General features: G+C 73.5%; 14 protein-coding genes. 7 read left to right on the forward strand and 7 right to left on the reverse strand.

Annotation, left to right across the window (positions count from 1 at the left end; genetic code table 11):
- Window positions 1-22: 22 nt before the first annotated feature.
- Window positions 23-619 carry a LysE family translocator gene (locus AB0O19_RS00910; RefSeq protein ID WP_363617013.1) on the forward strand — a complete coding sequence of 199 codons (597 nt, stop codon included), beginning with the start codon at window positions 23-25 and terminating at the stop codon, window positions 617-619.
- A 116-nt stretch (window positions 620-735) separates the two neighbouring features.
- Here the strand turns inward: AB0O19_RS00910 and AB0O19_RS00915 are convergent, their stop codons facing one another.
- The 4 genes from AB0O19_RS00915 to AB0O19_RS00930 form a co-directional block, all read right to left on the reverse strand.
- A complete protein-coding gene (locus AB0O19_RS00915; protein WP_363616673.1) occupies window positions 736-1,749 on the reverse strand; it encodes a serine hydrolase domain-containing protein in 1,014 nt (337 codons plus the stop codon).
- Window positions 1,746-2,678 (reverse strand): hypothetical protein, encoded by a 933-nt coding sequence (locus tag AB0O19_RS00920; protein ID WP_363616675.1) that lies wholly within the window; start codon window positions 2,676-2,678, stop codon window positions 1,746-1,748. The genes AB0O19_RS00915 and AB0O19_RS00920 overlap by 4 nt, the downstream gene beginning before the upstream one ends.
- Window positions 2,675-3,418: a hypothetical protein gene (locus tag AB0O19_RS00925; protein WP_363616677.1), complete on the reverse strand. Its 744-nt coding sequence runs from the start codon at window positions 3,416-3,418 to the stop codon at window positions 2,675-2,677. The genes AB0O19_RS00920 and AB0O19_RS00925 overlap by 4 nt, the downstream gene beginning before the upstream one ends.
- A 287-nt stretch (window positions 3,419-3,705) precedes the next feature.
- Window positions 3,706-3,933 carry a hypothetical protein gene (locus tag AB0O19_RS00930; RefSeq protein ID WP_363616679.1) on the reverse strand — a complete coding sequence of 76 codons (228 nt, stop codon included), beginning with the start codon at window positions 3,931-3,933 and terminating at the stop codon, window positions 3,706-3,708.
- A 155-nt stretch (window positions 3,934-4,088) separates the two neighbouring features.
- Here AB0O19_RS00930 and AB0O19_RS00935 point away from each other — a divergent pair, with 155 nt between their 5' ends.
- Both AB0O19_RS00935 and AB0O19_RS00940 read left to right on the forward strand, forming a co-directional pair.
- Window positions 4,089-4,862, forward strand: coding sequence for an SDR family oxidoreductase (locus AB0O19_RS00935; protein ID WP_363579335.1), 774 nt, complete (start codon window positions 4,089-4,091; stop codon window positions 4,860-4,862).
- A gap of 160 nt (window positions 4,863-5,022) precedes the next feature.
- The gene (locus AB0O19_RS00940; RefSeq protein ID WP_363616681.1) at window positions 5,023-6,864 is read left to right on the forward strand and encodes an ABC transporter ATP-binding protein; all 1,842 of its coding nucleotides are present in this window, start codon (window positions 5,023-5,025) and stop codon (window positions 6,862-6,864) included.
- A 92-nt stretch (window positions 6,865-6,956) separates the two neighbouring features.
- Here the strand turns inward: AB0O19_RS00940 and AB0O19_RS00945 are convergent, their stop codons facing one another.
- Window positions 6,957-7,625, reverse strand: a complete 669-nt coding sequence (locus AB0O19_RS00945) for a lysophospholipid acyltransferase family protein (protein WP_363579331.1) — start codon at window positions 7,623-7,625, stop codon at window positions 6,957-6,959.
- 174 nt (window positions 7,626-7,799) lie between these two features.
- Here AB0O19_RS00945 and AB0O19_RS00950 point away from each other — a divergent pair, with 174 nt between their 5' ends.
- A complete protein-coding gene (locus tag AB0O19_RS00950) occupies window positions 7,800-8,012 on the forward strand; it encodes an EF-hand domain-containing protein (protein WP_363579329.1) in 213 nt (70 codons plus the stop codon).
- Between the two features lie 88 nt (window positions 8,013-8,100).
- Here AB0O19_RS00950 and AB0O19_RS00955 read toward each other — a convergent pair whose 3' ends face one another.
- Window positions 8,101-10,311: a bifunctional glycosyltransferase family 2 protein/CDP-glycerol:glycerophosphate glycerophosphotransferase gene (locus AB0O19_RS00955; protein ID WP_363616683.1), complete on the reverse strand. Its 2,211-nt coding sequence runs from the start codon at window positions 10,309-10,311 to the stop codon at window positions 8,101-8,103.
- 798 nt (window positions 10,312-11,109) lie between these two features.
- Between AB0O19_RS00955 and AB0O19_RS00960 the strand changes: the two genes are divergently transcribed.
- Entirely contained in the window at window positions 11,110-11,376 is a 267-nt protein-coding gene (locus AB0O19_RS00960) for a hypothetical protein (RefSeq protein ID WP_063349971.1), read from the forward strand.
- Between the two features lie 241 nt (window positions 11,377-11,617).
- Window positions 11,618-12,064: a YjbQ family protein gene (locus tag AB0O19_RS00965; protein ID WP_350875241.1), complete on the forward strand. Its 447-nt coding sequence runs from the start codon at window positions 11,618-11,620 to the stop codon at window positions 12,062-12,064.
- Between the two features lie 57 nt (window positions 12,065-12,121).
- On the opposite strand, the gene AB0O19_RS00970 is transcribed toward AB0O19_RS00965, so the two are convergent.
- Complete coding sequence (locus tag AB0O19_RS00970) at window positions 12,122-12,712, reverse strand: DUF1990 domain-containing protein (RefSeq protein WP_363616685.1); 591 nt, start codon at window positions 12,710-12,712, stop codon at window positions 12,122-12,124.
- Between the two features lie 138 nt (window positions 12,713-12,850).
- Between AB0O19_RS00970 and AB0O19_RS00975 the strand changes: the two genes are divergently transcribed.
- Window positions 12,851-13,069 carry a hypothetical protein gene (locus tag AB0O19_RS00975; protein WP_363616687.1) on the forward strand — a complete coding sequence of 73 codons (219 nt, stop codon included), beginning with the start codon at window positions 12,851-12,853 and terminating at the stop codon, window positions 13,067-13,069.
- Window positions 13,070-13,159 lie beyond the last annotated feature (90 nt).

The following is a 13,159-nucleotide window of genomic DNA, read 5'->3' on the forward strand; positions in this document are numbered from 1 at the left end:
GATCGCCGCCGTGGCGCTCGGGATGGTGCTGACACCGGGGCCCAACATGATCTACCTGGTCTCCCGGTCGATCGCCCAGGGCCGCCGCGCCGGGCTGCTGTCGCTGATCGGGGTGGCGGCCGGCTTCCTGGTCTACCTGGCCGCGGTGACGGCGGGCGTGGCCGCCGTGTTCTCGGTGGTGCCCGCTCTCTACACCGCGATCAAGCTGGCCGGCGCCGGCTACCTGCTGTGGCTGGCCTGGAAGGCCGTCCGTCCGGGCGGTACGGCGGTGTTCGCCCCGCAGCAGCTGCCGCCGGATCCGCCGCGCCGGCTGTTCGCGATGGGCTTTCTGACCTGCCTGCTCAACCCCAAGATCGCCATCATGTACATCTCGCTGCTGCCCCAGTTCGTGGCGCCCGAGCGCGGTCACGTCGCGGCGCAGAGCCTGGTGCTGGGGCTGACCCAGATCGTGGTGGCGGTCACCGTCAACGGGCTGATCGCGGTGAGCGCGGGAGGCATCGCGTCCTTCCTCAACCGCCGTCCCGCCTGGCTGCGGATCCAGCGCTACGCGATGGGGACGGTCCTCGGCGGCCTCGCCGTCCACATCGCCGCCGACCGCGCCAAAGCCGTGGCAGCCTAGGCCCGTCGCCTCGGCCCGCAGTGCCGCGATGCCGCGATGCCGCAGTGCCGCGATGCCGCAGTGCCGCGATGCCGCAGCGCCGCAATGCCGCAGCGCCGCACTCCCCAGATCGGGTCCTAAGCCGCCCGCAGCACCTCGTACGCCGCCTGTAGGAAACGCCCGTCCAGCGCCGGCCCGGTGTTGGCCAGGGCCGCCACCGCGGCCGACGCCTGGGGCGAGAACCCGACGAAGGCGGTGAACCCCCGGGTCGCCCCGGCGTGGAAGTACAGGTCGCGCCCGCCCGGGCGGCGGTGGTTCCACACCAGGCACAGCTCGTCCGTCGAGCGCGGCAGCCGCAGCCGCGGCCGCTGGACCTCGCGCAGCGCGGCCGCCAGCTCGCCGTGGCCACCGCCGAGATGCGCCCTCAGGTAGCGCAACAGGTCGGCCCCGCTCGCCCGGAGCGCGCCGGCCCCCGGCAGTCCGGGGATGTGCCACGGCGGCAGTTCCTGCCCGCGCCGGTACCCGACCGCCCGCCCCGGCGGGTCCGCCGTACAGGTGGTGGCACCGAGGCCCAGCGGTCGGAGGACCCGTTCGGCGAGCAGTTCCCCATAGGGCGAGCCGCCCGTCTCGGCGAGCACCCGACCGAGCAGCGCGACGCCGTAGTTGGAGTACCGGTACCGGCTGCCGGGCCTGCACCGTACGGTGGTTCGGGCCACCCCGGCCCTCAACTGCTCGTCCCCGAACGCGACGTACGGATTGGTGAACCAGGTCGGCACGGCGCGCGCGGCCAGTCCGGGCGGCAGCCGGGGCAGGCCCGAGGTGTGGGTGGCCAGGTGCAGCAGCCGGATCGGCTCGGGGGAGCGGACGGTCACCGGGCGCCAGCAGTCCGGCAGACGGCGTTCCACCGTGTCGTCCAGGGAGACGTCTCCGCGCGCGGCCATCTGTGCCAGCAGCAGCGCGGTGAAGGTCTTGCTGACCGAACCGAGTTCGAAGACGGTGTCCGGCGAGCACGCGGCCGTCCGCCCGTGCCCGAGCCGCCCGTGGCAGCGCACCTCCTCCGCGTCCCCGCGCGCGACGGCGACCGTGACGGCGCTGGCGTACGGCCCGGCCGCGCGCACCACCTCCGCGACCGCCGGGCCAAGCCCGTTCACGCGACCGCCGTGGTGGCCCCGAGCGCCCGGGCGAGCGTGATGCCACCGGCCACCACCGCGACGACGGCGGTGTGCTGGTGGTCCTGGAACGCCTGCTCGCGGTCCTCGCAGACCGGGTCGGCGTCGCGCGGCAGCAGGCCGTCCTCGTGCTGGACGGCGGCCAGCGCGTCCCAGCCCTGCCGCCCGGTGGCCGGCTCACCGATGCACGCGTCGACCGCGAGGAGTTCGGCGGCGAGGTCCCACTGGCCGATCTCCAGCCAGATGTCGAGCCAGGCCGGCAGCCAGTCGCGCACGTGGTCGCGCATCGGCTCCGGCAGGCCGTCCGGGCGGGCGCCCCAGTCCGTGAGGTGGAAGACGGTGTGGGTGATGTCGTAGCCGGTCGTCCAGTTGACGGCCCACGGCTCGGGCGTGGCGCCCAGCCAGGTGCCGGCGGCGAGTGCGGCCCAGTCCGGCTGGTGGGCGAGCCCGATGACCCGTCGGGCGTTGGCGACCCCCAGGCGCCGGTTGGGGTGGATCTCCTCGGCGTGCGCGGCCCGCAACCGGCTGAGCGAATCGAGCAGTTCCTCCAGCGCCGGGTGGCGGTAGCCGGCCCGGGCGAAGTGGGCGTAGGTCTCCAGCGGGTCGGTCATGGTGAAGTGGCGCAGCTGCCGCTCGTACAGCAGGTCGCCCTCGCGCAGTTGCGCCCAGGCGTGGTCGAGCAGCTCGCGTGCGGTGCGGGCCTCGGTGGGCCCGGTGACGCCGTCGCGCAGGATCAGCGAAGCGGCCAGCGCGATCTCGCCGAGCGGCTTGTAGGCGTCGTCGGGGTCGGAGAGGTCGACCACGGTGTTGTCCGGGATCCGGCCGAGGCCGTCGGCGTGGGAGGCGTGCAGCCAGGCCAGCGCGCGGGAGGCGAGCCGCTGCGCGGTGGCGAGGACGTGGGTGTCGGTCATCGGACCCGGCTCCGTCGGTCGGTCGGCGGACGGGAGGAGCGGTCGAGCAGTCGACGGGCGACGGCCAGCTCGAGTCCGGTGCGGGCGCTGCCGTTGCCGGCCAGCCGGATGCGTTCCAGGACGGGTTCGACCTCCAGCCGCAGCGGCCGGCCCTCGGCACCGGCCCAGGCGAGCCAGCGGGTGAGCCGGGCGGCGGTGGGGAGGTCGCGGCGCAGCATGGAGCGGACGGTGCCGCGGGCAAGGGCCAGGGTGTGCGCGCGGGCGGTGTCGTGCACCGGGCCGTCGAGCCCGGGCAGTGCCAGGACGGACAGCTGGGCCATCCGTACCGACCAGGTCTGCCAGCCGACGGCCTCCGGGCCCGGAGGCGGCACGGGCGGCGGGGCACCGGTTCCGTACGGCGTGCGGGCGAGCACCTGCCCGGCCGCCCAGTCCTGCCATGCGATCACCAGCGCGGCGTCGGCCGAGGCCGCTGCCGAGTCCGGTGCCGGAAAGGCCTGCCGCGCCTCGGCCAGCAGTACGGAGGTGGGCCCGTCGGGCGCGGCCCCGGCGAGTAGTTGCGGGGCGAAGAGGTCCGCGCCGAGCACCCGCAGCGCGGCCAGGGTCGGGCGCGGTACGGCGCCGTCCGGGTCCGCGAGCGCGGCTGTGCCTCCGTCGCCCCGGAGGGCGTCGAGGGTCCGGCGCGCCACCCGTTCGACGGCTGCGGCGTACTCGTCGCGCAGTGGCGTCTCGGCGAAGGGCATCGGTGGTGTTCCTCCTGGTCGGGGAGCCCCCGGCGGGCGGCCTCGCGGGCGTGGGTTCGCGCGGAAGGGCTCACGGGCGCGAGTTCACGCGGACGGACTCACGAGCGTGGGCTCACGAGCGTGGGCTCACGAGCGCGGGTTCGCGCGGACGGTTCACGAACTCGGGCTCACGAGCCCTCGTCAGGCCCGCCGAGGAGCCGGGGAAGGGGTGGGCCGGTCCACGTCGGTGGACCGGCCCCGCGATCGGGCCGCCCGGCTACCGGGTCGGTGATCGGGTCGCCCGGCTGCTAGCGGGTCGACTTCTCCTTCGGCGGCTTCGGCGACAGCAACAGCGCCAGCAGCAGAAGTCCGAGGGCTTCGGGCGAGTACGTGGGCGCGTCGGACACGACGGCCTCGTCCTCCACCATCAGGCTCGCGAGTGTGTCCGTCTCGGCGCGCGTCGCGGTCGTCGCGGTCGGCGTGGTCGTGGCGGTCGGCGTGGTCGTGGCCTTGTGGGTCCGGCAGTGAGTAAGCATCAGAAGTGCCTCCTCAGTTGAGCGTCACCGCCCGTTCGGGCGATGCCCCCGTCCGAACGGTACGGGCGCGGCCCGGTACCTGCATCCGCAGATGGCCGGCAGGGATAGTCCGTTCGGAGTGGGCGCGGCCGCGGTGAGTCGGTACCGTCGGGGGCATGACCACAGCCTTGATCACCGGCGCGACCGCCGGCATCGGAGCCGCGTTCGCCCGCCGGCTCGCCCGCAGCGGCTACCAGCTCGTCCTGGTGGCCCGGGACACCGGGCGCCTGGAGCGTGCGAGCGCCGACCTGCACGCCGAGCACGGAATCGAGGTGGAGGTGCTGACCGCCGACCTCGCCACCGACGAGGGCATCGCGGCCGTCGAGGCCCGGCTCGCCGACTCCGCCCGCCCGGTGGACCTGCTCGTCAACAACGCCGGTTTCGGCAACAAGGGCGCGTTCGGGACCGTCCCGCTCCAGGACGAGCTGGACATGCTGAAGGTGCACATCGAGGCGATCCTGCGGCTGACCACGGCGGCCCTGCCGGGGATGCGCGAGCGCGGTCGCGGCGCGGTCGTGAACGTCGCCTCGGTGGCGGCGTTCCTGCCGCGCGGCACGTACGGGGCGAGCAAGGCGTGGGTGGTGAGTTTCACCCAGGGCGTGCTGCGCGACCTCGGTGGCACCGGGGTGCGGATGATGGCGCTCTGCCCGGGCTTCACCCGCACCGAGTTCCACCAGCGGGCCGGCATGGGCACCGGCAACATCCCGGCCTGGTCCTGGCTCTCGGCCGAGCGGGTGGTGGCGGAGGCGATGCGCGACCTGGCCCGGGGCCGCTCGTTGTCCGTGCCGGGCAAGCGCTACAAGGCGGTGGTGGCCCTCGCCCGCCTGTTGCCCTCCGGTCGGTTGGGCGGCCTGTCCTCGAAGGCGGCGCGCAGCTACCGGACGAACTGACGCGGTCGGGGCGGCCGGAGCATTCGGAGCGGTCGGACGGTAGGCCGGGCGGTCGCGGCGCCGTGGGAATAGATCCAGCCTCACTATTAGCTAGTCTAACTATGAGCTATTCTCTCTATGCTGGCGGCCGTCCGACCGCCCCACCCACGGAGGTTTGCCCTTGAGACCCACCACCATCAACTGGACCCCGCCCGAACGCGCCCAGGGCGAGCCCCGCCCGCCGGCCCAGTGGCGGCGCATCCTCGGCCTCTTCCGCCCGTACACGGGCCGCCTCACCGTCGTCGGGCTGCTGGTGGCCGCCTCCGCCGTGGTGTCGGTGGTCTCGCCGTTCCTGCTCAAGGCGGTCCTGGACACCGCGATCCCGCAGGGCCGCACCGGGCTGCTCAGCCTGCTCGCGCTCGGCATGGTTCTCGCGGCCGTGGTGAACAGCATCTTCAACGTCCTCCAGACGCTGATCTCCACCACCGTCGGCCAGCGCGTCATGCACGACCTGCGCACCGCCGTCTACAGCCACCTGCAACGGCAGTCGCTGGCGTTCTTCACCCGCACCCGCACCGGCGAGGTGCAGTCCCGGATCGCCAACGACATCGGCGGCATGCAGTCCACCGTGACGTCCACCGCGACCAGCCTGGTCTCCAACTTCACCGCGGTGATCGCCTCCGTGGTCGCCATGGTCGCGCTCGACTGGCGGCTCACCGTCGTCTCGCTGCTGCTGCTCCCGCTGTTCGTCTGGATCAGCCGGCGGGTCGGCAACGAGCGCAAGAAGATCACCACCGAGCGGCAGAAGCAGCTGGCCGCGATGAGTTCGGCGGTCCAGGAGTCGCTGTCGGTCAGCGGCATCCTGCTCGGCCGCACGATGGGCCGTTCCGACTCGCTCGCCCGTGAGTTCACCGGGCAGTCCGACCAGTTGGCCGACCTCGAAGTGCGGGCCAGCATGGCCGGGCGCTGGCGGATGAACACCATCCAGATCGTCATGGCCGCGATGCCCGCGGTCATCTACTGGGCGGCGGGGCTGTCCGCGGCGGGCGGCGCGCCGATCGTCTCGGTCGGCACCCTGGTCGCCTTCGTCACCCTCCAGCAGGGCCTGTTCCGCCCGACCGTCAGCCTGCTCTCCACCGGCGTGGACGTGCAGACCTCGCTCGCGCTCTTCCAGCGCATCTTCGAGTACCTCGACCTGCCGGTGGAGATCGCCGAGCCGCCGAAGCCGCGGAGCCTGACCGACATCTGCGGCGAGGTCCGCTTCGAGGACGTCGACTTCCGCTACGACCCCGCGCAGGAGCGGCCGACGCTCTCCGGGGTCGAACTCAAGGTCCCGGCCGGGAGCTCGCTGGCCGTGGTCGGTGAGACGGGCTCCGGCAAGACCACGCTCAGCTACCTCGTCCCGCGTCTGTACGACGTCACCGGCGGCCGGGTCACCATCGACGGCGTGGACGTGCGCGAACTGTCCTTCGACACGCTGGCCCGCGCGGTCGGCGTGGTCTCCCAGGAGACCTACCTCTTCCACGCCTCGGTCGCCGAGAACCTGCGCTTCGCCAAGCCGGAGGCCACCGACGCCGAACTGGTCGAAGCCGCCCGGGCCGCGCAGGTCCACGAGACCATCGCCGCCCTGCCGGACGGCTACGACACCCTGGTCGGCGAGCGCGGCTACCGCTTCTCCGGCGGCGAGAAGCAGCGCCTCGCGCTCGCCCGGACGATCCTGCGCAACCCGCCGGTGCTGATCCTCGACGAGGCCACCAGCGCGCTCGACAACCGCACCGAACAGGCCGTCCAGCAGGCCGTGGACACCCTGGCCGCCGGCCGCACCACCATCACCATCGCGCACCGGCTCTCCACCGTCCGGGGCGCCGACCAGATCGCCGTCCTCGACCACGGTGAGGTGGTCGAACTCGGCACCCATGACGAACTGGTGGAGCTGGACGGCCGCTACGCGGCACTGCTGCGCCGGGAGGCGCCGGAGCCGGCCGCCGTCGTACCGGGGCCGGCCGCGCTCGGACACGTGTGAGCGCCCGAGCGGGTGCGGCGCGACGTGATGTGGCGGGGTGTGACGTAGCGAGGTGTGGCGGGGTGTGATGCGGCGCGGCGCGCGGCCGGGGCCTACGCGGCCTTCGGCGCCTCGTTGTAGCTCTCCGCGACCTCCTGGCCGGAGAGCCGCTGGATCGCCGCCATCACCTCGTCGGTCACCTGCCGACGGGCCTTCAGCGAGCGGGCCTGCCCGTGCAGCTCGTCGAAGTGCAGCGGCTCGCCGAACCGGACGGTCACCTTCTTGATCCGCGGCACCCGCTTGCCGACCGGCAGGATCTGCTCCGGCCCCTCCAGCGCCACCGGCACCACCGGTACGCCCGCGGTCAGCGCCAGCCAGGCGACGCCCGTCTTGCCCCGGTAGAGCCGGCCGTCCAGCGACCGGGTGCCCTCGGGGTAGATGCCGAAGGCCTTGCCGTCCTCCAGGATCTCCAGCGCCGACTCCAGCGAGGCCTGAGCGGAACGGTAGGTGCCGCGCTCGACCGGCACCGCGCCGATCGCCTCGAAGAAGTCCTTGGAGAGCCGGCCCTTGAGCCCCGTTCCGGTGAAGTACTCGGCCTTGGCGAGGAAGTGGACCCGGCGCGGGGCGGTGAGCGGGATCACCACGCTGTCGATGAAGGACAGGTGGTTGCTGGCCAGGATGACCCCGCCCTTGCGCGGCACGTTCTCGATGCCCTCGATGGTCGGCCGCCAGATGCCGCGTGAGACGGGTTTCAGCACCAGCCTGGTGGCGAGATCGAGCATGGTCCCTCCCTGGACGAACGATCGCCCGGGAGGAGCCCGGGCCTGCAATCAGATCCGCAGACTACGACAACCACCCCCGCGGCCGTCCACTCCCGGCGACCGTGGCGCGCACCACGGCCGGGTAGGGTACGCCCGTCCGAACAGAGCACGACCCCGCAGTACCAGGAGGGCACGATGGAGACCACCGAGGCGATCAAGGCCATGTTCGACCGTTTCGACAAGAACGGCGACGGCAAGATCACTCCGGCCGAATACGCGCTGGTCGCGAACGAGATGGGCGACCACGACGTGACGCTGTCGATGGCCGAGGCCCTGATCCACGCCATGGACACCCACCACCAGGGCTTCCTGACCTTCGACGAGTTCCTGGCCGCCCGCCAGCGCTGAGCGTGCCGACGGGTCCGGTCGCCGTACCGGCGGCGCCGGGCCCGGTGCGACACGGCTCCTCAGGGCTACGGGAGCGCCGCGGAACGCCTCAGGACTCCACCGGGAACACCCGGCGCACCACCCGCTCCGCCGCCCCGCCGTCGTCCCACGGGCAGAACCGCGCCCGGAAGCGCGCCCGCGCGGCCGGCTCCGGATCGCCCGCCAGCAGCGCCTTCGCCAGCCCGTCCGGGTCCACCGTGACGGCCCCCGGCGGCTGCTCGAACAGGTCGAAGTAGACGCCGCGCACCCGCTGGTACTCCTCCCAGTCCGGCGCGAAGATCACGACCGGCCGGTCCAGCACCGCGTAGTCGAACATCATCGAGGAGTAGTCCGTCACCAGCGCGTCCGCCGCGAGGTAGAGGTCCTCCACGGTCGGGTGGGCCGAGACGTCGACGATCGCGGCCGAACCCTCGCCCGCCGCCAGGTCGCCCGGGCCGCCGGTGTGGAAGTAGTGCGTGCGCACCAGCAGGGTGAAGTCCGGGCCCAGCCGCCGGGCCAGCTCCCGGACGTCCAGCAGCGGCACGTAGCCGCCCTGGTCGCCGCGGTGGGTCGGGGCGTACAGCACGGCCGTGGTGTCCGGCCGCAGCCCGAACCGCTCGCGCACGGCCCGCACTTCGTCCGGTGTGGTGTTGGCCAGCCGGTCGTTGCGCGGGTAGCCGGTGTCCAGCATCTCGTACCGGCCGGGGAAGGCGCGGGTGAAGTGCTCGCTGGTGTGCGGGTTGGAGGACACCAGGAAGTCCCAGCGGTCGACGGCCTCCTGGAGCCGGTCGAAGTCCATCCCCTCGGCGGCTTCGGGGCGTTCGCGCAGGTCCATGCCCATCGCCTTGAGCGGGGTGCCGTGTTGGGTCTGCACGTGCACGGTGCCCGCCCGCTTCGCCATCGTGCGCGGGAAGTTGACGTTGTTGACGAAGTACTTGGCGGTCGCCATCGCCTTGAGGTAGGCCGGGGTGTTGACGATCACGTACGGCACGCCGGGCGGCATGGCCGCGGCCTGCTTGCGGTTCTCCACCACCCACACGCCCCGGATCTGCGGCGCCAGCTCCCTGGCCTTCTCGTAGATCGCCGCCGGGCTGCACGCGTAACCCCGGTGCCAGTACGCCGCGTAGACCGCCAGGTGCTCGTCCAGCGGCAGTCGGCGGAAGGCGTTGTACGCGGTGAACCGGGCGCCGCTGCGCACGCCCTTCTTCACGGCCGGGGCCACCGCCCGTGCCCCGCGCTTGAGTTCGCGCGGCAGCTGCCCGGTGCGGCGCAGCTCCGCGTACGCGATCCGGGCGCCGCGCGCGGCCAGCCGGTACTGCACGCCGCGCACGCCGCCGGGGTAACGGTAGCCGGTCGGGCGGTGCCGGGCGAAGTGCCGGGCGATCTGGCGGAAGAAGTCCTTGTGCCGGTCGGCGGGGACCAGTCCGGGGGTGTCGTAGACGTTCAGCGCCTGCCGGACGGTCCGGTCGAAGACCAGGGTGCGCAGCGCGTCGGGGACGGGCCGGCCGGGGCGGTCCGGGCGGTCCAGGAAGGCGAAGATCGCGTCGTACTGGGCGAACACGTCGGCGTGCTTGGGGGAGGCGGTGGCGGTGATCGCGCCGTCCCGGCCGCGCCGGTAGAAGTAGCAGGGGCGGTCGAGGTAGCGCAGCCGCTCGGCGGCCAGTAGCGCGGGGTAGGTGACCGAGATGTCCTCGTAGTAGCCGCGGCCGAAGGAGACGCCGAGGCCCTCCAGGAAGGCGCGGCGGAACACCTTGTTCCAGACCGACATCACGGTCTGGAACAGCGCCGGGTGCTCGGCCAGCGTGCACCCCTCGACCAGCGGGGAGTCGGCCAGCACGTGGCGCCAGGGGTTCGGCTCGGTCCCGCCGTCCGGGTAGACGTGGGTGAAGCCGGTGAGCAGGACGTCGGCGGGCGCCCCGGTCCCGCGCTGCCGCTCCTGCTCCCGCTCCAGTTCGTCCAGGATCGCGCCCACCGTCCGCTCGGGCAGCCAGTCGTCGCTGTCCACGAACCAGACGTACTCGCCGCGCACCTGCGCCAAGGCGGCGGTGCGGGCGCCGCCGAGGCCCTGGTTCTCGGTGAGGTGCAGGACCCGAAGTCGGGGGTCGCGGGCCGCGTAGGCGTCCAGGATCGCGCCGGAGCCGTCGGGGGAGAGGTCGTCGACCGCGATCACCTCGAAACGGGACTCCGTGGCGGGGGTGTCGCCGAGGATCGAGTCGAGGCAGCGCGGCAGGAACCGCTCCACGCCGTGGACCGGGAGCACGATGCTGAGGAGGAGGGGCACGCTGGCCGAGTCTACCGATCCACCGGGTGCGACCTGCGGGGACGTCCGGCCGGAGTGATCGGCCGAGGTGACCGGCCGGGCTGACCGGTGCCGTGGAGCCGTGGCCACGGTCGGCCCTGGGCCCGGAACCGCCGGTGCCGGGCCCTGAACGGGGCGGCACCGGCAGCCTGGCGGCGACCCGGCCGACCCTCTACGGCCGGCCGCCTTTCCGGGCACCTCGCGAGCCTGGCCACCGCAGCGTCGAGGCGGCCGGGCAGTGGCTCGCGGGAGCCGGAGTTCTTCATCACTCGAACACGCACCCGGGTGCGATGCGGGCGCGCACGTGTTCTCACAGATATTGCTTGGAGGATTGCCGGGAGTCAATCCCTCGAATGTGTTCACTTCATGAAGCCTGGAGGTGTCGACCGGTCGCTTTGTCGACGGCCCCGGCTGTCCCCTATATCCACCGCAGCATCCGCGTCGTGTCCACCGCCGCATCCCTCATGGCTCTCGGGCGGTCCGGCGGGCCGCCCGCGGGACCGCCGGCAGGACCGTCCGCACGGACGCGTGCGGGGTCGCGTGCGCCCGGCGTGCGCCGCGGGGCCGGGCGCCGGGCCCATGCCCCGGGTACTGCTGACAGATGGCCGGTCGTGCACCATCATTGATGCCTAGTCGTGATCGGCCTGGTGGCCCCTGGTGCATCGTCAGTTGACGCCGCACGATACGGTGGCACAACACCAAGGACGGTTGCGCGAAGGCCGTCCATCGCGGATAGTCTTCGCCTCACGGCCCTGGCGCCTCGTAGGGGTGGGAAAACTGATGGAACACATGCAAGTGCGGACTCGGCCCCGCGTGCCGGCGATCCAGTGCGGTGTCGGCACGACCGGCCGTCGGATCGACCGACACCTGGCCGTGCTCGGCGCGCCCGCGCTCCCGGCGGTGGACACCGCCGAGGCGCTCGGGTTGATAAGGGAGCTGACGCCGCGCGGCGCGGACGCCCCGACGGCCAAGCGTCGTCACGCGCGGATCTCGCTGCTGACGCCACTGCGCCGGCTGCGGCGAAGCCTCTTCGGCGGGCGCGGCTAGCACCCGTCGGCTCGGGGCCCACGGCTCCGCGGCCCGGGGCCTCCCGGGCCACCCGATGCGGATCGGGACCCCGACCCGGCGGACCACACGGACCGTCGGGTCTTCGGCGTACCCGGCTCCGGGACCGCCTCGGCTGGGCCGGTGTGGTCTAAACCTTTCACCCTAGTGCACCTCGCCGCCCCCACAGGCGGAGTCGGCGAGGTGCTGCGCGAGGCCCGCCGAGGTGGGTCAGGATGGCGCCATGGCGGACAACATCCACTCCACCCACCAGGGCCTCTTCCAGACCACCACCTTCGAGATCACCACCGGCAGCCGAGAGGTCGCGCTCGACATCACCGACCGCTGTGCCGCGTTCCTCACCGAACGGGCCGCCGGCCGCGACGGCCTGCTCAACGTCTTCGTCCCGCACGCCACCGCCGGAATCGCCGTCCTGGAGACCGGATCCGGCAGCGACGACGACTTCCTCGCCACCCTGCGCGAACTGCTCCCCGCCGACGACCGCTGGCGCCACCGGCACGGCAGCCCCGGCCACGGCCGGGACCACGTGGTACCCGGCCTGGTCGCCCCGCACGCCACCCTGCCGGTGATCGGCGGCCAGCTGGCGCTCGGCATCTGGCAGTCCGTGGTGCTGATCGACACCAACGGTGACAATCCACGCCGGACCGTGCGGCTCTCCTTCTTCGGCTGATCCGGCTCCCTCGGCCGACACTCCTTCGGCCAGGACTTCTTCGGCTGACTCGACGCCCTACTCGACGGCGGGACCGGCCGGGCCCGCGGGCCCGGCCGGCTCGGCCACGGCGGCGGCCACCGCGGCCAGGTAGCGCTCGATCGCCAGGTGCTGGCAGAGCAGCGCGACCGGCCGGCCCAGCCGCGCGTACCAGGCGGTCAGCCGGGAGAACGCCGACACCTCGAACCACACCTCGCCGGCGGCGTCCATGGACACCAGGAACGCCTCTTCGCCGCACTCCGGGTGCCCGGGGAGCGTGCCGTACGCGAAGCCGATCCGGTCCGGCTCCTCGACCGTCCACACCACCCGGCACGGGATCACCAGCCGGGGCCACCGGCCGCCCGGCAGGCTCAGCCGCAGCAGCACCGTCGATCCCGGCTCGGCCGGCGCGTGCGGGTACACGGCGAAGCCGGTGCCCAGCTGGCTTCCCCAGCCGAGCACGTACCGCCCGGCCCGGGCCAGCACCTGCGGCCCGCGGCCCAGGTGCACCCGCCGCCGCAGGTGCGCGTAGCCGTCCGGCAGCGGGCCGCCGCGGGTGGCGCCGACCTCGGGGTAGGAGGGCGCGGTGGCGCGGGCGGCGAGCAGGCGCCGCTGGAGGTCGGTGGCCATGCGGTCACCGTAGCCGGGCGTCGCGGGCCCGCCGCCGGCGGGTCGCCCGGGGGCGGGGGCGGGGCGGCCTGGCGCTCGGGTCGGGCTCGGGCCGGCGGCGCCTTGCGGCGGGGGCCGGGGGCGGAGTAGGAAGGCGGCATGAGCGACAGCGCGAGGAGCGAGGACACGGCGGTCTGCGAGTTCGCCCCCGACGGCGGGGTGCAGGCGGCGCTGGTGCGCGATCCGGCGTCGACCGGGCCACGGGCCGACTGCGTCCTGTGCGGGGAGCCGACCGAACTGCCCGCCGACCACCCGGGCAGCACGCTCTGCCCGGTCTGCACCTGGCAGCAGGCCCAGCGGGTGGCCTGTTCGGGCTGATGCGACGCATCGTGCCCTAGCCGTGATGCCACCGGCTTGACAGTGCCCGCAAGCCGTTGACCTGCGGCGATGCTGGGCCCAGAAGGTACC

The organism is Kitasatospora sp. NPDC091276, assembly GCF_040684355.1.
GTDB lineage: Bacteria > Actinomycetota > Actinomycetes > Streptomycetales > Streptomycetaceae > Kitasatospora.